General features: G+C 73.2%; 26 protein-coding genes. 14 read left to right on the plus strand and 12 right to left on the minus strand.

The features are described 5' to 3' along the window. Positions 1–27: 27 nt before the first annotated feature. Positions 28–699, plus strand: coding sequence for a lysophospholipid acyltransferase family protein (locus FHX46_RS24800; RefSeq protein ID WP_167119594.1), 672 nt, complete (start codon positions 28–30; stop codon positions 697–699). 47 nt (positions 700–746) lie between these two features. On the opposite strand, the gene FHX46_RS24805 is transcribed toward FHX46_RS24800, so the two are convergent. Then, positions 747–1,361, minus strand: coding sequence for a TetR/AcrR family transcriptional regulator (locus FHX46_RS24805; RefSeq protein ID WP_167119597.1), 615 nt, complete (start codon positions 1,359–1,361; stop codon positions 747–749). A gap of 87 nt (positions 1,362–1,448) precedes the next feature. On the opposite strand from FHX46_RS24805, the gene FHX46_RS24810 reads away from it, so the two are divergent. After that, positions 1,449–2,222, plus strand: a complete 774-nt coding sequence (locus tag FHX46_RS24810) for an SDR family oxidoreductase (RefSeq protein WP_167119600.1) — start codon at positions 1,449–1,451, stop codon at positions 2,220–2,222. Between the two features lie 115 nt (positions 2,223–2,337). Here FHX46_RS24810 and FHX46_RS24815 read toward each other — a convergent pair whose 3' ends face one another. Genes FHX46_RS24815 through dapE form a run of 3 tightly spaced genes read right to left on the minus strand, consistent with a single transcriptional unit; the run spans position 2,338 to position 4,777 of the window. Beyond that, complete coding sequence (locus tag FHX46_RS24815) at positions 2,338–2,904, minus strand: LOG family protein (RefSeq protein ID WP_167119603.1); 567 nt, start codon at positions 2,902–2,904, stop codon at positions 2,338–2,340. Beyond that, a complete protein-coding gene (locus FHX46_RS24820; RefSeq protein ID WP_167121654.1) occupies positions 2,905–3,675 on the minus strand; it encodes an LOG family protein in 771 nt (256 codons plus the stop codon). Between the two features lie 25 nt (positions 3,676–3,700). Next, positions 3,701–4,777, minus strand: a complete 1,077-nt coding sequence (gene dapE / locus FHX46_RS24825; protein WP_167119606.1) for a succinyl-diaminopimelate desuccinylase — start codon at positions 4,775–4,777, stop codon at positions 3,701–3,703. Positions 4,778–4,811: 34 nt separating this feature from the next. On the opposite strand from dapE, the gene FHX46_RS24830 reads away from it, so the two are divergent. Continuing rightward, positions 4,812–5,246: a hypothetical protein gene (locus FHX46_RS24830; protein ID WP_167119608.1), complete on the plus strand. Its 435-nt coding sequence runs from the start codon at positions 4,812–4,814 to the stop codon at positions 5,244–5,246. 15 nt (positions 5,247–5,261) lie between these two features. Beyond that, entirely contained in the window at positions 5,262–6,242 is a 981-nt protein-coding gene (dapD, locus tag FHX46_RS24835) for a 2,3,4,5-tetrahydropyridine-2,6-dicarboxylate N-succinyltransferase (protein ID WP_167119611.1), read from the plus strand. Positions 6,243–6,318: 76 nt separating this feature from the next. Here the strand turns inward: dapD and dapC are convergent, their stop codons facing one another. Continuing rightward, positions 6,319–7,410: a succinyldiaminopimelate transaminase gene (dapC, locus tag FHX46_RS24840; RefSeq protein ID WP_167119614.1), complete on the minus strand. Its 1,092-nt coding sequence runs from the start codon at positions 7,408–7,410 to the stop codon at positions 6,319–6,321. Next, complete coding sequence (gene fdxA / locus FHX46_RS24845) at positions 7,407–7,727, minus strand: ferredoxin (protein WP_020420964.1); 321 nt, start codon at positions 7,725–7,727, stop codon at positions 7,407–7,409. Before fdxA ends, dapC begins: the two co-directional genes overlap by 4 nt. Positions 7,728–7,845: 118 nt before the next feature. Between fdxA and FHX46_RS24850 the strand changes: the two genes are divergently transcribed. From FHX46_RS24850 to FHX46_RS24870, 5 genes are read left to right on the plus strand one after another with little or no spacing between them, the layout of a single operon-like run. Next, the gene (locus FHX46_RS24850) at positions 7,846–8,628 is read left to right on the plus strand and encodes a GNAT family N-acetyltransferase (protein WP_167119617.1); all 783 of its coding nucleotides are present in this window, start codon (positions 7,846–7,848) and stop codon (positions 8,626–8,628) included. Continuing rightward, positions 8,625–9,620 carry a 2-phospho-L-lactate transferase gene (gene cofD / locus FHX46_RS24855; protein WP_167119620.1) on the plus strand — a complete coding sequence of 332 codons (996 nt, stop codon included), beginning with the start codon at positions 8,625–8,627 and terminating at the stop codon, positions 9,618–9,620. Before FHX46_RS24850 ends, cofD begins: the two co-directional genes overlap by 4 nt. Continuing rightward, on the plus strand, positions 9,613–10,944 hold the full coding sequence (locus tag FHX46_RS24860; protein ID WP_167119623.1) for a coenzyme F420-0:L-glutamate ligase: 1,332 nt from the start codon (positions 9,613–9,615) through the stop codon (positions 10,942–10,944). The genes cofD and FHX46_RS24860 overlap by 8 nt, the downstream gene beginning before the upstream one ends. Beyond that, positions 10,941–11,474 (plus strand): NUDIX hydrolase, encoded by a 534-nt coding sequence (locus FHX46_RS24865; protein WP_167119626.1) that lies wholly within the window; start codon positions 10,941–10,943, stop codon positions 11,472–11,474. Before FHX46_RS24860 ends, FHX46_RS24865 begins: the two co-directional genes overlap by 4 nt. Further along, a complete protein-coding gene (locus FHX46_RS24870; protein ID WP_167121655.1) occupies positions 11,471–11,833 on the plus strand; it encodes a GntR family transcriptional regulator in 363 nt (120 codons plus the stop codon). Before FHX46_RS24865 ends, FHX46_RS24870 begins: the two co-directional genes overlap by 4 nt. 13 nt (positions 11,834–11,846) lie before the next feature. Here FHX46_RS24870 and FHX46_RS24875 read toward each other — a convergent pair whose 3' ends face one another. Together FHX46_RS24875 and FHX46_RS24880 are read right to left on the minus strand one after the other, a co-directional pair. After that, entirely contained in the window at positions 11,847–12,743 is an 897-nt protein-coding gene (locus FHX46_RS24875) for a DNA-3-methyladenine glycosylase family protein (RefSeq protein WP_167119629.1), read from the minus strand. Continuing rightward, the gene (locus FHX46_RS24880) at positions 12,743–13,822 is read right to left on the minus strand and encodes a sugar phosphate nucleotidyltransferase (RefSeq protein ID WP_167119632.1); all 1,080 of its coding nucleotides are present in this window, start codon (positions 13,820–13,822) and stop codon (positions 12,743–12,745) included. The genes FHX46_RS24875 and FHX46_RS24880 overlap by 1 nt, the downstream gene beginning before the upstream one ends. 143 nt (positions 13,823–13,965) lie before the next feature. Between FHX46_RS24880 and FHX46_RS24885 the strand changes: the two genes are divergently transcribed. Then, positions 13,966–14,307, plus strand: coding sequence for a hypothetical protein (locus tag FHX46_RS24885; protein ID WP_208400271.1), 342 nt, complete (start codon positions 13,966–13,968; stop codon positions 14,305–14,307). Positions 14,308–14,338: 31 nt separating this feature from the next. Here the strand turns inward: FHX46_RS24885 and FHX46_RS24890 are convergent, their stop codons facing one another. Next, positions 14,339–15,211, minus strand: a complete 873-nt coding sequence (locus tag FHX46_RS24890) for a glycosyltransferase family 2 protein (protein WP_167119635.1) — start codon at positions 15,209–15,211, stop codon at positions 14,339–14,341. Between the two features lie 106 nt (positions 15,212–15,317). On the opposite strand from FHX46_RS24890, the gene FHX46_RS24895 reads away from it, so the two are divergent. Then, on the plus strand, positions 15,318–15,851 hold the full coding sequence (locus tag FHX46_RS24895; RefSeq protein ID WP_167119637.1) for a hypothetical protein: 534 nt from the start codon (positions 15,318–15,320) through the stop codon (positions 15,849–15,851). A 113-nt stretch (positions 15,852–15,964) separates the two neighbouring features. Here the strand turns inward: FHX46_RS24895 and FHX46_RS24900 are convergent, their stop codons facing one another. After that, entirely contained in the window at positions 15,965–17,110 is a 1,146-nt protein-coding gene (locus tag FHX46_RS24900) for a glycosyltransferase family 4 protein (RefSeq protein ID WP_167119640.1), read from the minus strand. A 42-nt stretch (positions 17,111–17,152) separates the two neighbouring features. Then, the gene (locus tag FHX46_RS24905; protein ID WP_167119643.1) at positions 17,153–18,202 is read right to left on the minus strand and encodes a glycosyltransferase family 4 protein; all 1,050 of its coding nucleotides are present in this window, start codon (positions 18,200–18,202) and stop codon (positions 17,153–17,155) included. 18 nt (positions 18,203–18,220) lie between these two features. Between FHX46_RS24905 and FHX46_RS24910 the strand changes: the two genes are divergently transcribed. The 3 genes from FHX46_RS24910 to FHX46_RS24920 are packed head-to-tail and all read left to right on the plus strand — an operon-like array spanning position 18,221 to position 22,745. Continuing rightward, the gene (locus tag FHX46_RS24910; RefSeq protein WP_167119646.1) at positions 18,221–19,126 is read left to right on the plus strand and encodes a glycosyltransferase family 2 protein; all 906 of its coding nucleotides are present in this window, start codon (positions 18,221–18,223) and stop codon (positions 19,124–19,126) included. A 36-nt stretch (positions 19,127–19,162) separates the two neighbouring features. Continuing rightward, entirely contained in the window at positions 19,163–21,667 is a 2,505-nt protein-coding gene (locus FHX46_RS24915) for a glycosyltransferase (protein ID WP_167119649.1), read from the plus strand. Continuing rightward, a complete protein-coding gene (locus FHX46_RS24920; protein ID WP_167119652.1) occupies positions 21,660–22,745 on the plus strand; it encodes a glycosyltransferase family 4 protein in 1,086 nt (361 codons plus the stop codon). The genes FHX46_RS24915 and FHX46_RS24920 overlap by 8 nt, the downstream gene beginning before the upstream one ends. Positions 22,746–23,020: 275 nt before the next feature. Here FHX46_RS24920 and rfbD read toward each other — a convergent pair whose 3' ends face one another. Beyond that, positions 23,021–23,929, minus strand: a complete 909-nt coding sequence (rfbD, locus tag FHX46_RS24925) for a dTDP-4-dehydrorhamnose reductase (RefSeq protein WP_208401727.1) — start codon at positions 23,927–23,929, stop codon at positions 23,021–23,023. Between the last annotated feature and the right edge of the window lies 1 nt (position 23,930).

Consider the following 23,930-nt stretch of genomic DNA (forward strand, 5'->3'; position numbering starts at 1 on the left):
CTGGATCGACGACGAACGGGAGGAACCGTGCTTTACCAGCTCATCCGCGTCCTGGCGGTACCGGTGGTCAAATTGATCTACCGGCCGGAGGTGCGGGGCGCGGACCGGGTTCCCGGGCACGGGCCGGTGATCCTCGCGCCGAACCACCGGGCGGCCGTCGACACGACGCTGCTCGCGCTGGTCAGCCCGCGGCGGGTGCGGTTCCTCGGTAAGGCGGAGTACTTCACCGGCAAGGGGCTGAAGGGCCGGTTGATGGCCGCGTTCCTGGACGCGGTGGGGTTCGTGCCGGTCGAACGCGGCAACGCGAAGGCCGGGCTGGCCGCGCTGGAGTCCGGTCGCAAGGTGCTCGACGAGGGCGGCGTGTTCGGCATCTACCCGGAGGGCACCCGGTCGCTGGACGGCCGGCTGCACCGCGGGCACACCGGCGTCGGGTCGCTCGCGCTGGCGACCGGCGCGAAGGTGGTGCCGGTGGCGCTGATCGGGACGGAGAAGCTGCTGCCGAACGGCAAGCTGTTCCCGCGGTTCGCGAAGGTCGTCGTGGAGTTCGGCGAGCCGCTGGACTTCTCGCGCTACGACGGGCTGGACGCGTCACCGGCGATCCGGCGCGCGGTCACCGACGAGGTGATGTACGCGATCGCCGAGCTGTCCGGGCAGGAGTACGTGGACAAGTACCACAAGCGGCCGGGGGAAGCTGCTTAGCACTCCGGCTGGAGATCGTGCTCTCGCCGGCCGGAGCGGTGGCCTGATCAGCGTCGCGCTCCCGGCCAGGCAGCCAGCGCCAGTTCGGCCACCTCGGTCAGCTCGGCGGCGGTGGCGCCGTCCTGGGCTCGTTGCGAGAGTCCCTGTAGGACGGTGGCGAAGTACTCGGCCAGGGCCCGCGGGCCGGCCTCGGCGGGCAGTTCGCCCGCCCGCTGCGCCTCCCGCAGCCGGGCCTCGAACCCGGCGACGTTCCGGTTGCGCAGATCGCGGAGGAACGCGCGCACTTCGGTGTCCTGCGGGGAGACGTTGATCGCCGCGCTCATGGCCAGGCAGCCGGCCGGGTGCGCGGGGTCCGGGTAGATGACCGCGGCCTCGCGGAGGATGCGCGCGAACGCCCGGTACGCGGTGGGCTCCTCGCGCAGCGCGGCACCCGCGAAGCCGCCGACAGCTGACCGGCCGTAGGCCTCGACGACCTCCTCGAACAGCGACTTCTTGTCCCCGAAGGCCGCGTACAGGCTTCCTGAGCGGATACCCATCGCCTCGGTCAGCTCGCCGATGGAAACACCTTCGTAGCCGCGCTCCCAGAACAGGCGCGTGGCCGCGGTGAGCGCGGCTGCGCGGTCGAAGGTGCGCGGGCGTCCGCGCTTCGCTGTCTCGGTCATACGTCACATTCTAGAACGCTCGACCAACAAACCGTGCTACGGTCTTTCTTGGTCGATCACTCAACAAATGGAAGGTGGCCAAGGATCATGGGTACGCAGCGGCTCGAGGGCAAGATCGCGCTCGTCACCGGAGGCAGCAGGGGCATCGGGCGCGCCGTCGCGGAGCGGCTCGCCCGGGACGGTGCCCTCGTCGCACTGACCTACGCCCGCGACGAAGACGCGGCGCACGACACCGTGGAGCGCATCCGCCAGGGCGGCGGCCGGGCCTTCGCCCTCCACGCGCCGCTGGGCCACCACGGCGACGCGGCCGCCCTGTGGTCGGGCTTCGACGCCGAGATTCACCGCCACACACCCGAGCCGGCCGTCGACATCATCGTCAACAACGCCGGGATCGGACGCAGTGCGGACCTGACATCACTGACCGAGGACGGTTTCGACGAGGTCTTCGCCGTGAACGTGCGAGCACCGTTCTTCATCGTGCAAGAGGGACTGAAGCGACTGCGCGACGCCGGCCGGATCATCAACATCTCCAGCGGCGCGGCCCACCTCGCCATGCCGGAAGCCATCGCCTACGGCGCCACCAAGAGCGCCCTGGACAACTTCACCCGCAACCTCGCCAAGGAGCTGGGCCCCCGGGGCATCACCGCGAACTCGGTCGCACCCGGGATCATCGACACCGACGTCAACGCGGGGTGGCTGCGGGGCAACCCGGAGGCCGAAGCACACGCGGCTTCCCTCGCCGCGCTGGGCCGCGTGGGCCGCCCGGAGGACGTGGCCGACATCGTGGCGTTCCTCGCCTCGGACGACGCGCGCTGGGTCACCGGCAAGGTGGTCGACGCGACCGGCGGCTCCGGCCTGTGAGCCCGCGCCCCCGGGCGGGAGTCCCCACCACGGGACCTCCCGCCCGGGGGAACTCACCGGTGGGATCGGGTGCGAAAGGCGGACCGGTTCGCGCGGTGGGCGGGGTGCTCGGCCGCTACTGCCACTTCGCCACGTCGGGCGCCCGGTAGGCCGCGAACGCGTCCAGCAGCGCGGCGGGGTCCTCGTCCACGAAGACCAGGTCCCGGTGCTCCGGGCGCAGGAACTTCTCCGCGACCATGTGGTCGATGAAATCGCGGAACGGCCGGTAGTACCCGGCCACGTCGACCAGCCCGATCGGCTTGCCGTGCAATCCCAGCTGCGCCCAGGTCCAGACCTCGGCCAGCTCCTCGAGCGTGCCGGCGCCGCCGGGCAGGGCCAGGAAGGCGTCGGCGTACTCGGCCATCTTCGCCTTGCGCTCGTGCATGTCGGCGGTCACCACCAGCTCCGACAGGCGGTCGTGGGCGATCTCCACGCGCTTGAGGTGCTCCGGGATCACGCCGATCACCTCGCCGCCCGCGGCCAGCGCGCCACCGGCGACCGCACCCATCAGGCCGACGCTCGCGCCGCCGTACACCAGTCCGATGCCGCGCTCGGCGAGCAGCTTGCCCAGCCCGGTGGCCGCGTCGGCGTACACCGGGTCTCCGCCGCCGGACGAGCCGCAGAAAACACAGATCCGCTTCACCTAGTGCGTGTCCTCCCATGCCTTGTAGGCGTCCTCGACCATCGCGACCGCCTCGTCCACGTCGTCGGTGAGGTGCAGCAGCGCGAGGTCCGAATCGCTGATCTTGCCCTGGGCGTGCACCGAGTCGCGCACCCAGTCGTAGAGCCCACCCCAGTACGACCGTCCGAACAGGACCACCGGGAACTTCGTCACCTTCTTGGTCTGGACCAGCGTGAGCGCCTCGAACAACTCGTCCAGTGTGCCGAACCCGCCGGGCAGGCAGATGAACGCCTGCGCGTACTTGATGAACATCGTCTTGCGGGTGAAGAAATACCGGAAGTTCACCCCGAGATCGACCCACGGGTTCAGGCCCTGCTCGAACGGCAGCTCGATGCCCAGCCCGACGGACAGGCCGCCGGCCTCCGACGCGCCGCGGTTGACCGCCTCCATCGCGCCCGGGCCGCCGCCGGTGATCACGGCGAACCCGGCGCCGGCCAGCCCGGCACCGATCTTGCGGCCCAGCTCGTACTCGGGGTGGTCGCGCGGCGTGCGGGCCGAACCGAACACGGTGACCGCGCGCGGCACCTCGGCCAGCGCGCCGAAGCCCTCCACGAACTCGGCCTGGATGCGCATGACCCGCCACGGGTCGGTGTGCACCCAGTCGCTGGGCCCGCGCGAGTCGAGCAGGCGCTGGTCGGTCGTGGTCGACTCGATGCGCCGGTCGCGGCGCAGCACGACCGGTCCCCGCTGCTTCTCCCGCGGGTGCTCGGGATACTCGGACGTTCCGTCCACCTCTGGCCCTGTCACCTCGCCGAGCTTACTGGGCCAGGAAGTCCCGCAGCACCCGCGTGACCTGCCGGATCTCCCGGGCCGCGACGTGCTCCTCGCGGGTGTGCGCGAGCGTCGGGTCACCCGGGCCGAAGTTCACCGCCGGCATGCCCCGCGCGGCGAACCGGGCCACGTCGGTCCAGCCCAGTTTCGCCGCGACCCGCCCGCCCGCCGCCTCGACCAGCTCGGCCGTCGCGGGCGCGGTCAGCCCGGGCAGCGCGCCCGGTGACAAGTCCACAACGGACAGTTCGTAGCCGTCGAACACCTCACGCAGGTGCTTTTCCGCCTGTTCCGCGCTGCGGTCCGGGGCGAACCGGAAGTTCACCGCGAGCACCGCCTCGTCCGGCACGACGTTGCCGGCCACGCCGCCGGACACCCGCACCGCCTGCAGGCCCTCCCGGTAGGTGAGGCCGTCGATGTCCACGGTCCGCGCCTGGTACGCCTCCAGCCGCCGCAGCGGTTCGCCGAGCGCGTGGATCGCGTTCACACCCATCCACGCCCGCGCGGTGTGGGCGCGCCTGCCGGGCAACCGCAGCTCGACCCGCATGGTGCCCTGGCAGCCGGCCTCGACGACCGCGTTCGACGGTTCGCCGACGATCGCCAGGTCACCGGCCAGCCAGTCCGGCAGCTCCCGCTCGATGCGGCCGAGACCGTTGCGCACGGCCTCGACCTCCTCGTTGTCGTAGAAGACGAACGTGACGTCGTGCCGCGGCTCGGTGACGGTGGCCGCGAGGTGCAGGAACACCGCGTCGCCACCCTTCATGTCGACCGTGCCGAGCCCGTGCAGCACCTCGTCGTCGCCGGAGCCCTCGCGGCGCACCGGGAGGTTCTCGTTGACCGGCACGGTGTCCAGGTGCCCGGCGAGCACCACGCGTGACGGGCGGCCCAGGTGGGTCCTGGCGAGCACGGCGTCCCCGTTGCGCACCACCTCCAGGTGCCCGGCCTGCGCGCGGAGCGCGGACAGCACCGCGTCGGCGAGCGCGGCCTCCTGACCGGAGACGCTGTGGACGTCCACCAGCGCGGCGGTCAGGTCGACCGGGTCGGCGTGCAGGTCGAGAGTGGTCATGCCCCGACTCTAAGGGGTGCCGTACGGTGAACACGTGCGCACGTGGAAGCCCCTGATCGCCCTCGGCGCGGTGGCACTGGTGCTGGCGGGCTGCTCCAACGAGGCCGGGCCGACCCCGAAGGGCAGTGTCGGCCAGGCGACCAGTCCGTACGCGCTGTCGGTCAAGCTCGACGCCATCACCACCGACGGGTGCTTCCGCGAGCCGGCCGGATCGACCCCGCGGGGCTGCGCCAAGTACGTCACCGAGCTGGGCAGCGTCCCCGGCCTGGCGCGCGAGCAGGCCGGCACCAAGCACCCGGACCTGGTCGCCGCGGCGAACGACCTGGACAAGGGCATCGGCGCCTACCGCGACAACCACTGCGACACCGTCCCCCAGCCCGGTGGCGCGTGCACCACGGCGCTCACCGCGATCGCGGACAGCCTGCGGTCGGCGAAGCAACTGGTGGACACCCAGCTGACGAACCACTGAGTTACGGTTACGGCCGTGAGCGAGCAGACCCCGAACCCCGAGACCACCGGTGCGCACGGCGTCGGCCTGGCCACCGTCACCACCGACGGGACCGTGCTGGACACCTGGTTCCCCCAGCCCAAGCTGAGCGAGCCCGGCACCAGCGGGACCGAGCGGCTGACCCGCGACCAGGCCGCCGAGCTCCTCGGGGCGGAGGCCGCCGCGCTGCTCGGGCCGGACGACGCCCGCGGCGTCGAGGTGGTCGCGGTCCGCACCACCATCGGCACCCTGGCGCAGGCCCCGGCCGACGCGCACGACGTGTACCTGCGCCTGCACCTGCTGTCGCACCGCCTGGTGCAGCCGCACGGGCAGAACCTCGACGGCATCTTCGGCCTGCTGGCCAACGTCGTGTGGACCAACCACGGCCCGTGCCAGGTCGAGGGCTTCGAGCGGACCCGCCTGCGGCTGCGCGCACGCGGCCCGGTCACCGTCTACAGCGTCGACAAGTTCCCGCGGATGGTCGACTACGTGGTGCCGGCTGGTGTCCGGATCGGGGACGCCGACCGCGTGCGGCTCGGCGCGCACCTGGCCGGTGGCACCACGGTCATGCACGAAGGTTTCGTGAACTTCAACGCCGGCACGCTCGGCGCCTCGATGGTCGAGGGCCGCATCTCGGCCGGGGTGGTCGTCGGTGACGGCACCGACGTCGGCGGCGGCGCGTCGATCATGGGCACGCTGTCCGGCGGCGGCAAGGAGATCATCTCGCTCGGTGAGCGCTGCCTCATCGGCGCCAACGGCGGGGTGGGCATCTCGCTGGGTGACGACTCGGTGGTCGAGGCCGGGCTGTACGTCACGGCGGGCACGAAGGTCGTGGTCGACGGCAAGACCGTCAAGGCGCGTGAGCTGTCCGGCATCTCCGGCGCGTTGTTCCGGCGCAACTCCGGGACCGGCGCGGTGGAGGCCGTGCCGCGCACCGGGGCCGGCATCGAGCTGAACGAGATGCTGCACGCGAACTGAGTTCGTCCCGCGGCCAGGCGCCGGCCTCACCGGCGCCTGGCCGGCGGCAGTGCCGCGGCCGATGCCGCACGGGGTGCTACTGGAGCCGCTCGGCTGCGGCCTCGATGCGCTCGTCGGTCGCGGTCAGCGCGATCCGGACGTGCCGGCCGCCCGCGGGACCGTAGAAGGTGCCCGGCGCGACGAGGATCCCGCGCTCGGACAGCCACTGCACGGTCTGCCAGGCGTCCTCCCCGCGGGTGGCCCACAGGTACAGCCCGGCCTCGGAGTGGTCGATGTCGAATCCGTTGTCCTGCAACGCCTTGTGCAGCACCACGCGGCGGCGCGCGTAGCGTTCGCGCTGGGTCTCCAGCGCGTTGTCGTCGGCCAGCGCGGCGGTCATCGCCTCCTGCACCGGACGCGGCACGATCATGCCGGCGTGCTTGCGCACCGCCAGCAGCCCGGCGACCAGCTCCGGGTCACCGGTGACGAACCCGGCGCGGTAGCTCGCCAGGTTCGCGGACTTGGACAGCGAGTGCACGGCCAGCAGGTTGTCGTGGCGGCCGCCGCACACCGAGGGGTGCAGGATCGACACCGGATCGGCCTCCCAGCCGAGCGCGAGGTAGCACTCGTCGGAGACCACGATCACGTCCCGCTCACGCGCCCACTCCACGATGCCGCGGAGCGTTCCGGCGCTGAGCACGCGGCCGGTCGGGTTGGACGGCGAGTTCAACCAGAGCATCGCGGGCGGCTCGGTGAGCTCGCGCGGATCGTCGCTGCGCAGCACGCCGGCACCGGCCAGCAGCGCACCCACCTCATACGTCGGGTACGCCAGTTCCGGGATCACCACGGTGTCCCCCGGCTCGGCGCCGAGCAGCCGCGGCAGCCACGCGACGAGCTCCTTGGAGCCGATCGTGGGCAGCACCGCCGCCGGGTCCACGCCCGTCACGCCGTGCCGCCGGCGCAGCGCCTCGACGGCCGCGGCGCGCAGCTCGGGTGTGCCGTGCGTGGTCGGGTAGCCCGGGATCTCGGAGACCGACGCCAGCGCCGCCCGGATCGACTCCGGCACTGGATCGACCGGTGTGCCGATCGACAGGTCGACCACGCCACCGGGGTGGGACTTCGCCCGCGCCGTGGGCTCGGCGAGCGAGTCCCAGGGGAAGTCGGGCAGACCGGTACCGCCGCGGTTCATTCGCCCTGCGGAGGCAGGTCCTTGATCCACTGCGGATCGTTGCTGGTCTTGCCGACCTTGGAGGCGCCCCCGGGCGAGCCCAGGCTGTCGAAGAAGTCGACGTTCGCCTTGGTGTACTCGGCCCACTCGTCCGGCACGTCGTCCTCGTAGTAGATCGCCTCGACCGGGCACACCGGCTCGCAGGCGCCGCAGTCCACGCACTCGTCGGGGTGGATGTAGAGCATGCGGTCGCCCTCGTAGATGCAGTCGACAGGGCACTCGTCGATGCACGCCTTGTCGAGCACGTCGACGCAGGGCTCGGCGATCACGTACGTCACTGCGGTCTCCTGCTAGGTCAAAGGATCCACTACTGATGCTGGACATTACGCGCAGACGTGGTGGCCTTCCACAGTGAGGCCACCCTTAATCCGGCAGCCGGCGAGCACAATGGGGGCCGTGGACGCCTTCGAGGAGCTCGAGCTGCGCTGTGCCGACGCCTGGCCCGCGGTGACCGCGGACAAGATCGGTGACTGGCGGCTTCGCGCCGCGGGCGGGTTCACCGGCCGGGCCAACAGCGCGCTGGCGGTCGGCGACCCCGGGATGCCGATCGCGACCGCCCTGCGGGAGGTGTGTGACTTCGCCCACGCCCATGGCATCCCGCCGGTCGTGCACGCGGTTGTGGGCAGCGCGAACGAGCGTGCGATCGAGGCGGCGGGCTGGGTGCCGAACACCGGGCACGTGACCGGGCACCGGGTGTCGGTGCTCACCGGTCCGCTCAGCACGGGCACCGAGGGCACCGAGGGCACTGGGGGCGCTGGGGCCGCTGGGGCCGCCGCCGTGCTCGCGTCCCCGTCCGCCGGGTGGTGGGAGCTGACCGTCGGACGGCGCGAGCCGACCGCGGCCGAGCGTCACGTGCTGACCACCGGCGAAGTCGGGTACGGGGTCGCGGAAGTGACGGGCGTCACCGCGGGCGCGGTGAGGGCGGCCGTCGCCGGCGACGTCCTGCACATCGCCCGGCTCGAGGTCCGGCCCGGTCACCGCCGCCGTGGCCTCGGCTCGGCGCTGATGGCCGCGTGCGGGGCGTGGGCGGCACGCCGCGGCGCGCGGCGGACGGTGCTCCAGGTCGCGGCCGGCAACCACGCGGCGCTCGCGTTGTACCGGCGGCTCGGGTTCACCGGGCACCACGAGTACCGGTACTGGGTCCCCCGCCCCCAGGCGTGCGAGGATCGCTCGCTGTGAAGGTTGTCGTAGTTGTCGGCGGGGTGGGCGGCGCCCGCTTCCTGCTCGGAGTCAAAGCCGCGCTGGGCCTGCCCCCGATCGGTCCCGGCGAGTCCCCGCACGAGATCACCGCGGTGGTGAACACCGGTGACGACGTGTGGATGCACGGTCTGCGCATCAGCCCGGACCTGGACACCTGCATGTACACGCTCGGCGGTGGCATCGACACGGAGCGTGGCTGGGGTCACCAGGGCGAGACCTGGGTGGTGAAGGAGGAGCTGGCGGCCTACGGCGCCGAGCCGACCTGGTTCGGCCTCGGCGACAAGGACATCGCCACCCACCTGATCCGCAGCCGCATGCTGCGCGCCGGCTACCCGTTGTCCGCCGTCACCGAGGCGCTGTGCGACCGGTGGCAGCCGGGCGTGCGGCTGCTGCCGATGACCGACGACCGGGTGGAGACCCACGTCGTCATCGACGACCCGGACGACCCCGGCAACCGCAAGGCGATCCACTTCCAGGAATGGTGGGTGCGCTACCGCGCGGAACCCCCGGCGCACTCGATCGTGCCGGTCGGTGTCGAGGAGGCCAAGCCGGCACCGGGCGTGCTGGACGCGTTCGCCGAGGCCGACGCGGTCCTGTTCGCACCGTCCAATCCGGTCGTCTCGGTCGGGACGGTGCTGGCCGTTCCCGGCGTCAAGGAGGCGCTGCGCAAGACCGACGCCGGCGTCGTCGGCGTGTCCCCGATCATCAGCGGCAAGCCGGTGCGGGGCATGGCCGACGCGTGCCTGACCGCGATCGGGGTGGAGACCTCGGCGGAGGCCGTCGGCATCCACTACGGATCGCGGCAGACCTCGGAGGACGGGCTGCTCGACGGCTGGCTCGTCGCGGAGGGCGAAACCGTGCACGTGCCGGGCGTCGCGGTGCGCGCCGTGCCACTGCTGATGTCCGATGTGGACGCCACCGCCGCCATGGCCGCGGCGGCACTGGAACTCGCGGGGGTCGACCTTGACTGACCACTCCACCCGCCGGCTGGAGATCCTGCCGGTGGAAGGGCTGCCGGAGTTCCGTCCCGGTGACGACCTGACGGGCGCGATCGCGTCCGCCGCGCCGTGGCTGCGCTCCGGGGACGTCGTCGTGGTGACCAGCAAGGTCGTGTCCAAGATCGAGGGGCAGCTGGTGCGCGTGCCCGCCGACCCGGAGGCGCGCGACGCGGCCCGGCGCGAGCTGGTCGAGCGCGAGGCGGTGCGGGTGCTCGCGCGGTTCAACCGGACGCTGATCACGCAGAACCGCATCGGCATCGTCCAGGCCGCGTCCGGAGTGGACGCGTCCAATGTGGAGGGTGACGAGATCGCGCTGCTGCCTGCCGATCCGGACGCCTCCGCGCTGGCTCTGCGCAACGGGCTGCGCGAGCGGCTCGGCGTGGAGATCGCGGTGGTGATCACCGACACGATGGGCCGGGCGTGGCGGGTCGGGCAGACCGACAACGCCATCGGCGCCAGCGGCATCCGGGTGCTGCACTCCTACGAGGGCGAGGTCGACGCCCAGGGCAACGAGCTGCAGGTCACCGAGATCGCGGTGGCCGACGAGATCGCCGCGGCCGCGGACCTGGTGAAGGGCAAGCTGACCGCCACCCCGGTCGCGGTGGTACGCGGGCTGGAGCTGACCGACGACGGGTCCACCGCGCGGAAGCTGGTGCGGCCGTCCGAAGAGGACATGTTCTCGCTCGGCACGCGGGAGGCGATCGCGCAGGGCCGGCGCGAGGCGGTGCTGGTGCGCCGCTCGGTCCGCTCGTTCACCGGCGAGCCGGTCGACCCGGAGGCGGTGCGCCGCGCGATCGGCGCCGGGCTGACCGCGCCCGCGCCGCACCACACGCGGCCGGTGCGGTTCGTCTGGCTGCGCGACCGCGGGCTGCGCACGAAGCTGCTGGAGGCCATGCGCGCCGCATGGCGGGCCGACCTGTCCCGCGACGCGTTCACCGAGGAACAGATCGCGAAGCGGACCGCGCGCGGCGACATCCTGTTCGACGCGCCGGAGGTGGTGATCCCGTTCCTGGTGCCCGACGGCATGCACACGTACCCGGACGAGCGGCGCAACGCCTGTGAGCGGACGATGTTCACCGTCGCCGGGGGTGCCGCGGTGCAGGGGCTGCTCGTGGCGCTGGCGGCCGAGGACCTGGGATCCTGCTGGATCGGGTCGACGATCTTCGCCGCAGACGTGGTGCGCGAGGTGCTGGGGCTGGAGCCGTCGTGGCAGCCGCTCGGCGCGGTGGCCATCGGGCACCCGGATTCCCCCGCCGAACCGCGGGAGCCGAGGACGGACGGGCTGGTGGAACTGTGAGCCTGCACGCGGACGCCGTGGCGACGCTGACGAAGTGGCCGGCGGGCACCACCGGGCAGGAGGCGCTGCGGCACGCGTTCCTCGGTTTCCTCGCCGCGCGGGAGGACGCGTGCCGCCGGGCGTGCGCGGCCGGGCACATCACGGCGTCGGCGGTGGTGCTCGACCAGTCGCGGACGCACGTGCTGCTGACTCTGCACCCGCGCGTCGGGCGGTGGGTGCAGCTGGGCGGGCACTGCGAGGAATCGGATGCGTCGCTGTCGGCGGCCGCTCTGCGCGAGGCGACGGAGGAATCCGGGATGAGCGGGCTGACCATCTCCGCGGAGCCCGTGCACCTCGACGTGCACCCGGTGACGTGCTCGCTCGGCGTGCCGACGCGGCATTTCGACGTGCGGTACGTGGTCACCGCACCGGACGGTGCGGAACCGGTGCGCAGCGCGGAGTCGGACGACCTGCGCTGGTGGCCGCTGACCGCGCTGCCGCCCGGGTCGGAGGCGGACCTGACGGAGCTGGTCGCGGCGGCGTGCGCATGATCGTGCCGGTCGACCCGTCGTCCGGGGTGCCGCCGTTCGAGCAGGTCCGGTCCGGACTGGCGCGGCGGATCAACGACGGGACGCTGGCGGTGGGCACGAAGCTGCCGACGGTGCGGGGGCTGGCCGAGGAACTGGGCATCGCGCCGAACACGATCGCGCGCGCGTACCGGGAGCTGGAGGAGGCGGGCCTGATCGAGACCCGCGGCCGGGCCGGTTCCTTCGTGGCCGCCGCCGGGGACGAGTCACGCGCCCGCGCCCGCGAAGCGGCGGAGAGCTACGCCGCCGTGACCCGCGCGCTCGGCCTGTCCCCGGACGAAGCGCTGAAGATCGCCCGCGCTGCGCTGAACCACACCCGCTGACCGCGCCCGGGCGTCAGATCGCGCGGTAGTCCCGCGGCGAGAACCGCGGCCCGAAGCGCGGGCGGGAGAAGCCCGCCGCCTCCAGGTACCGCACGGCGCGCTGACGCTGCGGCGCGTAGGGCGCCAGGACTTCGGCCATGCCCTCGTCGTCCAGCGGCTCACCGAGCAGCGCGTAGCCGACCACCGCCGGGATGTGGAAGTCGCCGAAGCTGACCGCGTCCGGGTCGCCCCACGCGCGCTGCGCTACCTCGGCCGCGGTCCACACCCCGATGCCCGGCACCTTGCGCAGCCACGCCCGGCCCTCCGCGCCCCGCAGCGTCGCGGCACGCTCCAGCCGGTGCGCCACCTGCGCGGCGAAGACCAGCGCCTTGCGCCGCGCCAGGTCCACCCCGGCGCGATGCCAGGTCCAGTCCGGAATGGACAGGACCGCCCCCGGGGTCGGCGGCACCCGCATGCCCGCCGGGGCGGGGCCGGGCGCGGGCTCGCCGAACCAGCGGCACAGCTCCCGCCACGACCGGCGCGCCTCGTAGCCGGTGACCTTCTGCTCCAGCACCGCGGGCAGCAACGCGTCCCACACCCGGCCGCTCGCCCCCAGGCGCAGCCCCGGCATCCGGCGCCGCACCTGCGCGATCCGGTCGTGGTGCGAGACGAACCCGCTGTCGTCGTCCCCGGCGCCGACCAGCGCCGGCACGCCGTCGAGCAGCCGGTCCGCTCCCGGTCCCCAGGCCGCGGCCTCGATCTCGCCGTCCGCGTGCCGGCGCAGCGCCAGCGTGCCGGGACCGTCCGGTGTGTTGCCGGTCAGCCACGTCGTGCCCGCCTCGTCCGCGCGCAGGCACGGGTCGCCCTTGCCCCGCCGGTGCGGCCGGAGGACCGCATCGAGATCGAGGGGGAACGGCGGGCGGTACCGCATCAGGCGTCGCTGGAGAACCGGATCGAACCGTCGGGCAGAGTCACGTCCGGCCACACGCGGGCGCCGTCGAGCAGCTCGCACCCGGCGCCGACGACCGCGCCGTCCCCGATGACGACGCCCTTGAGCACCGCGCCCTTGCCGACGCGCGCACCCACCCCGAGCACGGAGTTCTCCACCACCGCATTCTCCGCCACGGACACCCGGTCGAACAGCACCGACCCGGCGATCCGCGCGCCGGAGGCCACCTGCGCCCCGCTGCCGACCGTCGACCCGCCGGTGACGGCCGCATCCGCCGCGACGTTCGCACCCTTCAGAACCAGGGCCTCGCCCGTCGGACCGGGCAGCGCCGAGGTCGGCGCGAACCCGCGCACCAGGTCCGCGCTGCCGCGCAGGAACGCCTCGGGCGTGCCCACGTCCAGCCAGTAGGAGGCGTCGACGAACCCGTGCAGGTGCGCGCCGTCCGCCAGCAGGCCCGGGAACGTCTCGCGCTCGACCGACACGCGACGGCCGGCCGGGATCGACTCCAGCACCGGGCGCCGGAAGACGTAGCAGCCGGCGTTGATCTGATCGGTCGGCGGGTTCGGGGTCTTCTCCAGGAACGCGGTGACCCGGCCCTCCGCGTCGGTGGGCACCGAGCCGAACCGGCTCGGGTCCTCGACGCGCTGGAGGTGGAGGGTCACGTCGGCGTCCGTGTCGAGATGGGTCTGGACCAGTGCCCGCAGGTCGGCCCCGGAGAGGATGTCGCCGTTGAAGATCACCGCGTGGTCGGCGCGCAGGTGGTCCGCGACGTTGCGGATCGCGCCGCCGGTGTCCAGCGGCTCGTCCTCGACCACGTACTCCAGCTCCAGCCCCAGCGCGGCGCCGTCGCCGAAGTGCTCCTCGAACACCTCGGCGCGGTAGGACGTGCCGAGCACCACGTGCCGGATCCCGGCCGCGCGAACGCGCGACAACAGGTGGGTCAGGAACGGCACGCCCGCGGTGGGCAGCATCGGTTTCGGAGCGGACAGGGTCAACGGCCGCAGGCGCGTCCCCTTGCCGCCCACGAGCACAACGGCATCGACATCAAGTTCCGATGTCACGTCAAGATCCTTCCCATTATCACGCACCAGCGGGCGACAAACCGCGGGAAACGATGACGGCCACGGCCCCGAGGGCCTACCCTAGACAGCACACGGAGGGTCCCGTTCGGAGAGGGCCCACGTCGAGTCGGGAGGCCTAGCGGATGGACCCCCGCGATCGAGCGGACGCTCTGCTGGCCAGAGCGCAGTCCCGGGGCGCGTTCGTCGTGACTCCGGACGCCGCGACCTCGCCGATGGACGCATCGACCACCCAGCAGATCCCCCGGTCCGTCGTCGCGAAGATCGACGAGGAGGACCCGGACTCGACGGCGGTCGTGCCGGCGTCGGTGATCGAGTCGGTGCAGGGCAGCCTCGCCGCCGCGAAGCCGGACACCCGCGTCTTCCTCCGGCCGGTGCCGCCGGAGGAAGAAGTCGAGGGCCTGGTACCGACCACCAAGCCGCAGAGCGGCACCTCCGACTTCGCGCGCAGGCTGGACGGGCTGTGACACCGCCGGACCGGGCTCAGGTCACGACGCCCTAGGCGCCGCGGGTCTCGAACTTCAGGCGCAGCTTCAGGCCGAGCCGCACCGCGGCCAGCACCGGTTTCCAGGCCAGGCCCCGGTGCCGGTCCGCGAGGTACCGGTAAGCGCTTTCGTGGTGCGCGGCGAGCATCTTCTTCGGCGCGCGGGACGTGGCCTTCCCGCCGATGTGCGTCACCGCCGCCGAGGGCACGTACACGTTGTGCCAGCCGGCGCGGCCGATGCGGTCGCCGAGGTCGACGTCCTCGAAGTACATGAAGTAGCGGGTGTCGAAACCGCGGACCGAGTCCCACGCCTCCCGCCGGATCAGCTGGCACGAGCCGGACAACCAGCCGGACGTGCGTTCCACCGGCGCGCCGCGTTCCTGCCGGTAGGCGCGGGTCCACGGGTTGGCGGGCCACACCTTGCCGAACACCGCGTGACCGATGCCGCGGCCGAAAGACGGCAGCAGCCGGGCGCTCGGGTAGACGGTGCCGTCCGGGTCGCGGATGAGCGGCCCGAACGCGCCACCGCGCGGCCAGCGCCGCGCCGCGTCGAGGAGGATGTCGAGCGAGCCGGGTTCCCATTCCAGGTCCGGGTTGGCGATGACGATCCAGCCGTAGCGGTCGTCCAGCGTGGCCACCCCGCGATTGGCGCCGCCACCGTAGCCGAGGTTCTGGCCGATGCGCAGGACGTGCGTGTTGGTCCGCTGCTCGGCCCGGTCCAGGGCGTCGTCGGTCGAGTCGTTGTCGGCGACCACCACGTGCACGTCGCGGGTGGTCGCCTTCTCCAGGCTGTCGAGGAAGCGGTCGAGGTCCTCACCGGGGAAGTACGTCACGACAACCACGGCGACCCCGTCGCCATAACGGCTCGGCTCGGTCACGGGCGCCATTGTGCCCCGGCTACGCACCGCACAGGAACAGGCACCCCTCGACGGTGAACCGCGGCAGTCCGCTACCGCGCGCAACCGGACGTGCACGCGCCGGGAGAATGGCTCGGTGTCGGTACACGCCTTCATCGACGAGTCGATTCGCGACAGCCGCTACATCCTGTGCGTCGCCGTGCTCGACCCGGCCCAGCTCGCGCCCGCGCGCAAACAGCTGGCCCGTCTCCTGCTGCCCGGACAGCGCGAGTTGCACTTCAAGAAGGAGAAGCCGCCGCGGCGCAGGCTGCTCGCCGACCGCATCGGCGGGATCGAGGCGTCGGTGACGATGTACGTCACCACGCGGACACGGAAGACCGAGGAGCAGGACCGGCAACGCTGCTTGGCGGAAGCCGTGGGCGAGCTGGTGCGGCGTCGCGCCCAGCGTGTGGTCATCGACAGCCGCGAAGAACAGGACCGGCACGACGAAATGACGATCTATCGCGCGCTCGGCGGGCGGCCGTCGACCACCGGCGTCATCTATGAACACCTCGGGTCCACCGCCAGCCCGTTGCTGTGGATCCCGGACGCCGTCGCTTGGTGCTACGGCGCCGGGGGCGACTGGAGACGGCGCATCTCGCCGATCGTGCACGACGTGATCGAGCTTTAGACAGCGCAAAGCCCGTGACACGACCGTCCGGACGCACCACGGGCTCACTTCTCGGCCCTACGGGGGCCTCGCAGAAGCCACTATACCCCCACCGGCCGAACAACGTCCAACGACTACCGCTCCCGCTGGTGCAGGTGCCACGCCCGGGCGTACGCCTCGCGGTGCTTCTCGGCGCTCGTGGACCAGGAGAACTCCTTCGCCCGCCGCTGGGCGGCCGCGGCCAGGAACGCGCGCCGCGCCGGGTCGTCGAACAGCTCGCCGAGCGCCGCGGCCACGTCGCCGGGCCCGACCCCGCAGTAGGCGACTGCGTCGCCGCCGACCTCGGGCAGCGACAGGCGCCGGGTGGTGAGCACGCACGCCCCGCACGCCATCGCCTCCAGGACGGGCAGGCCGAAGCCCTCGCCGAGGCTCGGGTAGGCCACCAGCTCCGCCCCGCCGAGGAACCCGGCCAGCGTGTCGAGCGGCAGGTACCCGGCACGGATCACCCGCAGCCGCAACGGCGCCGCCGCCAGCGCCTTCTCCACCTGCGTGTCCCATCCCGGCTGCCCGGCCAGCACCAGCGCGGGCGGGTCGGGACGGTTCTCCACCGCCTTGACGAAGCCGCGGATCAGCGCCGGCACGTTCTTGCGCGGCTCCAGCGCACCCAGGAACGCCACGTACGGCGTTCGCTCCAGGCCGATCGCCGCCCGCGCCGCCTGCACCTCTTCGGGGGTCGGCGGGTGGAACCGCTCGACGTCCACCCCGTGCGCGATGATCTCCAGCCGCCGCGGCCGCGCCACGCGGGCCAGCTCCGACGCGGTCGCCTGCGACGGCACCACGCACAACGTGGCGCGCTGCAACGCGGTGCGTGTCCACCCGCGGAAGAACCGCGCCTTCACCGACGAATGCAGCACCTCGTCGGTGAAGAAGGTGGCGTCGTGCAGGGTGACCACCGACGCGGACGGCCCGGCGAGCGGCATCGTGTAGTGCGGCGAATGGACGACACCAGCACCGAGCCGTCGCGCCAGGGACGGCAGCGTGGTCTGCTCCCAGATCAGCCGCCCGGTGCGCGTCGCGGTGGACTGGACCGCGGGGACGACCCGCGAGCGCGGCGCGAGCCGGCCGAAGAGCCGGAAGTCACGCGGCTGGCACACCACCGTGAGGGGTGCCCCGTCGGCGTCCAGTGCCGCCACCAGCGAGTCCACGTAGCGGCCGACCCCGCCCCGGTCCGCGGGTACGGCCGTGGCGTCGATCAGGACGCCGGGTTCGCCTCTTCCCACTCGTGCAGGGTACGGCCGGGCGGCAACCGGGCGATCAGGAACTCACGAAGTGGTGCGCTCGTGCACCGCCCAGACGGCCCGCGCCGCCTGTTCCCAGGAGAACTCTCGTGCCCGGGCACGGCCCCGATCCGCCAGGTCAGCCGCCCGCTGCGGGGAGGACAGCACGTCGCGCAACGCGGTGGCCAGCGCCCCGGGATCCCCGCGCGGGACCCGCACGCCCGCGCCCCCGGCCACCTCGGTCAGCGCCGGAGCGTCCGAGTGCACCACCGGCACGCCGGCCGCCATCGCCTCCAGCACCGGCAACCCGAATCCCTCCGCCAGGCTCGGCGCGGCCAGCACGGACGCCCGGCGCAGCACCGCCGCCAGGCGGGCGTCGTCCAGCCGCCCCAGAACCCGCACGTCCACCCGGTCCCCGGCCATCGCGCGGGGGTCCAGACCACCCCAGCCCGGCTGCCCGGCCAGCACCAGCGGCACCCCGACCCGCACCATCGCGGAGATCAGCACGTCGATCCCCTTGCGCGGTTCGATCGTGCCGATCGCCAGGACGTACCGGTCCGGTACGTCCACTTCGGGCAGATCTTCCCGGGTGAACACCTCCGCCACCCCGTGCCCGGCCACCGTCACCGGCACCGCCACCGGTACTCGCGTGGCGAGGTCGCCGGCCACCGCGCGCGTCGGGACGACCAGGCCGTCGGCCCGCCGTGCCGCACGCACGATCATCGCCCGGTGCCAGCTCACCCCGCGCGGCGTGAGTGTCTCCGGGTGCGTCCACGGCACGGTGTCGTGCACGGTGACCGACAACGTCCGCCCGCGCGGCGCGCGCGGCGGGGCCAGCGGCGTCGGCGCGTGCACCGCGTCCCCGCCCGGCCAGTACGGCAACCCCGCCTGCCACGCGGCGGCCAGCACCCGCGGCGGCACCGGCAGCATCCGCGCGCCGGGCAGGCCGTCCGCATGCCGCGCGGTGACGCTCGACACCGTCCACCCGTCCGGTGCGGTCGAGATCAGGGCGCGCAGCAGCTCGGCGGTGTAGCGGCCCGTCCCACCGGGCACGGGTGCGAGCAGCTGCTCGGCGATGACCACGAGTTCCGGCACGGCCCGTATTCTTCCCGCGTGCCGATCCGCAGCACCGTCGTGGTGGTCACCTGGCGCGGCCACGACCACATCACCGCGTGCCTGGACGCCGTCGCCGCGCAGACCCGGCCGCACCGGCTGCTGGTGATCGACAACGCCTCCGACGACGGCACCGCCCAGCTCCTGGCCACCCACCCCAGCGCGCCCGAGGTGATCCGGCTGCCCCGAAACCTCGGATACGCCGGCGCGATGGCCCGCGCCTTGTCCGAAGTGGACACCGAATTCATGGCGTGGCTCAACGACGACACCGCACCGGCACCCAGCTGGCTCGCCGAGCTGGAGGACAACCTGGGCGACGCGGCCGCCGCCTCCGCGCGCCTCGAACACCCCGGCGGACGGGTCCAGTCCCTCGGCGTCGGCCTGACCGCGGACGGCCACGGACGGGACGTGACGAGCGGGCCGGTGTTCGGCTTCTGCGGCGGCGCCGCGTTGATCCGCACCGCCGCGCTGCGCGCAGTGGGCGGCGTGCCGGCGAGCTTCTTCTGCTACTACGAGGACACCGACACCGCCTGGCGGCTGCGGCTCGCCGGCCACACCATCGTGACGGTTCCCACGGCTCGTGTCACCCACCGCCACGGCGCCAGCACCGGGCTGGGCTCGGTGACCTTCCACCGGTGGAACGAGCGCAACCGCCTGCTGACCCTCCTGCGCTGCGCCCCGGCGGTCGTCGCGGTACGCGAGCTGGCCCGGTTCGCCGCGATCACCGCCGCGCTGCCGCTGCGCCGGAACGTGCCGGACGCGCCCAATTTCCGCCCCGGCCTGCGCTGCCGCGTCCTCGGTGAGGTGGTTCGCCGGCTGCCGGCCACGATCGCCGCGCGGAAGTCGATCACGCGCCGCTCGACGGTCCGCCGAGGCGCGGTCTGGGCGGCCTGGACCTCCCGATAGTCTCTGCGCACAGACGGCGAGTACGGAGGTCGGGCGTTGGTCCAGGGGGACACACCACTGCCGCTGGTCTCGGTGATCTTGGTGAACTACCGGGGTGCGGAGCACACGATCGCCTGCCTGCGCGCCCTGCGCGAGGACCTCGACTACCCGAACCTGGAAGTGCTGGTGGTCGACAACGCCTCGGGCGGGGACGACGTCGCGCGGATCACCGCCGCCGCGGGTGACGCACGGGTGATCGAGTCGCCCGCCAACACCGGCTTCGCGGGCGGCTGCAACCTCGGTGCCCAGCACGCCCGCGGGACCGTCCTCGCCTTCCTGAACAACGACGCCCGCCCGGACCCCGCGTGGGCAACGGCCGCCGTCGACGTGTTGCGCGCCCAGCCCACGGTCGCGGCCGTGGCCAGCAAGGTCCTGGACTGGGACGGCACCGGGGTCGACTTCGTGGACGCCGGCCTGACCTGGTTCGGCATGGGTTACAAGCGGCACGCCGGTGGCGCACTGGCCGACGTCGCCCGCGGCGAGCACGAAGTGGCGAAGGACGTGCTGTTCGCCACCGGCTCGGCGATGTTCGTGCGGGCCGAGGTGTTCCGGGCGCTGGGCGGGTTCGACGAGCGCTTCTTCATGTTCTACGAGGACGTGGACCTGGGCTGGCGGCTGAACCTGCGTGGCTGGCGCGTGCGGTACGTGCCGGAGTCGGTGGCCTACCACCGCCACCACGGCACGATGTCCGAAGTGGACGCACCGGAGACCGGCCGGGAGACGTTCCTGCTGGAGCGCAACGCACTCGCCGCTCTCTACAAGAACCTGTCCGACGAGACCCTGGCGAAGGTGCTGCCCGCCGCGCTGGCGCTGGCCGTGCGCCGCGCGACCGCGCGCGGCGAGCTCGATCCCACGCAGCTGGACCTCGCCGGCGGCGGAGCGATCGAGACCGCACCGGTGCCGATCCCCCGCTCCACGCTCGCCGGGGTGCTGGCGATCGACCAGTTCGTCGAACTGCTGCCGTCGCTGGCCGGGTCACGGGCCACCGAGCAGGCCGCCCGCGTGCGCACCGACGCCGACCTGGTCCCGCTGATGCGCAAGGCGCTGGAGCCGGCCTACCCGCTGCCGCGCTACCTGGCCGCGCACGACATCCTGGCCGGCGTCTTCGGCATCGAGGGCGTGTTCGGGCAGCGCCGGAAGGTCCTGGTGATCACCGGCGACGCCATCACCGAACGCATGGCGGGCCCGGCGATCCGCGCGTGGAACATCGCCTCGGTGCTGTCCGCCGAGCACGACGTCCGCCTGGTCACGGTCAACCCGCTGGCCGCGCCGCCGCCCGCGCCGTTCCCGGTCAGCGCCGCCGGCAAGCGCGACCTGGCCGAACCCGTCGCATGGGCCGACATCGTGATCCTGCAGGGTCACGTGCTGGAGATGGCGCCCGCGCTGAAGGCCCAGGACTCGAACAAGATCGTGGTCTGCGACCTCTACGACCCGATGCACCTGGAGCTGCTGGAGCAGGGCAAGAGCGCGCCCGACGACCGGCGCGCGGCCGACCTCGCCGGGGTGACCCGGGTGCTGGACGCGCAGCTGCTGCGCGGCGACTTCTTCCTGTGCGCGTCGGAGCGGCAGCGGCTGTTCTGGCTGGGGCACCTCGCCGCGCTCGGCCGCCTCTCGCCGCGGCTCTACGACGCCGACCCGACCACCCAGTCGCTGCTGTCGGTCGTCCCGTTCGGCCTGTCTCCCGAACCCCCGGTGCGCACCGGACCGGGCCTGCGGGACACCCTGGACCTCGACGACAGCGACCGGGTCGTGCTGTGGGCCGGTGGCGTCTACAGCTGGTTCGACCCGCTGACCCTGGTCGAGGCGATCGACCGGGTGCGGCAGCGGCGGCCGGACGTGAAGCTGGTGTTCCTCGGCATGAAGCACCCGAACCCCGAGGTCGCCGAGATGGACATCGGCGCACGCACGATCCGGCTCGCGGACCGCCTCGGGCTCACCGACAAGCACGTGTACTTCAACGAACAGTGGGTGCCCTTCGCCGACCGGCAGAACTGGCTGCTCGACGCGAACTGCGGTGTCACCACGCACTTCGAGCACGTGGAGACGACGTTCGCGTTCCGCACCCGCGTTCTGGACTACCTGTGGGCCGGGCTGCCGATCGTGACCACCGACGGCGACGCGTTCGCCGACCTGGTCCGCGACGAGGAGCTGGGTGTCGTGGTGCCGGCCGAGGACGTGGACGCCCTCGCCGACGCGCTGGAGCGGGTGCTCTACGACGAGGAGTTCGCCGCGGGATGCCGCGCGCGGATCGAGGTGGTGGCACAGCGGTACGCGTGGCCGACCGCGCTGGCGCCGCTGGTGGAGTTCTGCCGCGACCCGCGGCCCGCGGCCGATCGGCTGGTCGGCGCCGCGGATCTGACGGTGTCCGCGCCGGTGCGCGGCGCGGAAGCGGTCCGGCGCGATCTGGCGCTGGTGAAGGAATACCTCGCCGACGGTGGCCCCAAGGAGCTGGCGCGTCGCGTCGCGGGCCGGGTCCGGAAGGTAGCGCGCCGCCGTGGCTGAGCGAGCGCTTCGGGTCCTGCTGGACGGCACTCCCCTGCTCGGGAACCGGACCGGCGTCGGGCGCTACACGGCGTCCCTGGCCGAAGAGCTCGCCTCGATGTCCGATGTGGACATGCGGGCGGTGGCGTTCACCCTGCGCGGCTGGCGTCGCCTGCGGCACGTGCTGCCGCACGGCGCCCAGGCACGGGGCATGCCGGTGGCCGCGCGGATGCTGCGCAAGGCGTGGCTGCGCTCGCGGTTCCCGCCGATCGAGCTGTTCGCCGGGCGCGCGGACGTGGTGCACGGCACGAACTTCGTGCTGCCCGGCGCGATCCGCGCCGCGGGCGTGCTGACCATCCACGACCTGGCGTTCCTGGACGCGCCGGGCGAGCTGCCGCCCAGCGACCGGGAGCTGCCCGAGCTGGTCCGCCGCGGCGCCGCCCGCGCCGACGTGATCTGCACACCCACCGCAGCGGTGGCCGACGCGGTCGCGGACCGGCTGGACGTCGACCGGGCGAAGGTCGTGGTCACCCCGCTGGGCGTGGACGCGGCATGGTTCACCGGACGCCCGCCCGACGAGGCGATGCGCGAGCGCCTGGGCCTGCCGGAGCGGTACCTGTTGTTCGTGGGCGCCGCCGGACCGCGCAAGGGCGTGGACTGGCTGTTGCGGGCGCACGCGGCGGCGGACGATCTGCCACCGCTGGTGTTCTCCGGCCCGGGACCGGCGCCGGGCACGCCACGCACCCGGCGGCTGGGGTACCTGTCCGAACGCGACCTGCACAACGTGGTGGCCGGGGCGGCCGCGCTGGTGCTGCCGTCGCGGGACGAGGGTTTCGGGCTGCCGGTGCTGGAGGCGCTGGCCTCGGACGTCCCCGTGGTCTGCTCGGACATCCCCGCGCTGCGGGAGATCTCCGGCGGCTTCGCCCACCTGGCGCCGTACGGCGAGGTGGACGCGCTGATCGCGGCGCTGCGGGAGGCGGTGGCGGAGCCGCCGCTCGCGTCCCGCTCGATCGAGCGCCGCGCCCACGCCGCGGGCTTCACCTGGCGCCGCACCGCCGAAACGACACTGGCGGCCTACCGCCAAGCCACCCAGCGCTAGCGCCCCGCCGCCACCCCGGGCAGCGTGTTCGCCGTTCCGGGCCGCGTGTTTGCCACTCCAGGCAGCGTGTTTGCCACTCTGGGCAGCGTGTTCACCACCCCGGGCACCGTGTTCACCACCCCGGGCACCGTGTTCGCCGTTCCAGGCACCGTGTTCACCACTCCGGGCAGCGTGTTCACCAACCCGGGCAGCGTGTTTGCCCCACGAGCGCCACGGATCGACGTGCCCACCCGGCCTGGGTTGGCGGGCGTCGACTGGGGATGCAGAGACGGTCGTCAGTGCGCCGTGTGGCTCTCCTGCCCCGAAGCGGCGAGGTAGTCGTGCAGCGCCTCGCGCCAGGAGCGCAGCGGCGTCAGCCCGGCCTGGCGCCACGCCTCGTTCGACAGCACCGAGTACGGCGGCCTCGGTGCGGGCCGCGGGAACTCCGCGGTCGTGCAGGGTTTCACCCGCGACGGGTCCGCGCCGAGCTCCTCGAAGATCGCCCGGGCGAAGCCGTACCACGTCGTCTCACCGGCGTTCGTGCAGTGCAGGATCCGTCGCTGCGGTGCGCCTCCCGCCGCGATGCGCCCGCCGAGCTCCAGCAGCCCCGCCGCCAAGTCTGCGGACCACGTCGGCGAACCCCGCTGATCGTCCACAACGGACAGCGTGTCGCGTTCGCCTTCCAGGCGGCGCATGGTGTCCACGAAGTTCGCGCCCTCCGCGCCGTAGACCCACGCGGTCCGCACCACCCACGCCCGCGCGCCCGAACCCAGCACGGCGTCCTCACCCGCGGCCTTGGTCCGGCCATAGGCGCTGCGCGGCCCGAGCGGGTCCTCCGGCTCGTACGGGCGGGACGAGTCACCGGGGAAGACATAGTCCGTGGACACGTGGATCAGCGGCACGCGGCGCGACGAGCACGCCGCGGCGAGGACCCGGGCACCGTCCACGTTCACGGCGAACGCCCGGTGCTCGTCGCTCTCGGCGGCGTCCACCGCGGTGTAGGCGGCGGCGTTGATCACCAACGGGTGCCGCCCGGCCTCCGCGGCCTCGGCGGCCAGCGTCCCGACCGCGGCGATCACCGAGCCGGCGTTGGTCACGTCCAGCTCGGCCGAGGACGGCGCCACCACCTGGACCTCCGGCGAGGCGAGCGCGGACAGAGCAGTGCCGAGCTGCCCCGTCCCGCCGGGCACGAGCACACTGAGCATC

It is taken from the genome of Amycolatopsis viridis (assembly GCF_011758765.1).
Taxonomy (GTDB): domain Bacteria; phylum Actinomycetota; class Actinomycetes; order Mycobacteriales; family Pseudonocardiaceae; genus Amycolatopsis_E; species Amycolatopsis_E viridis.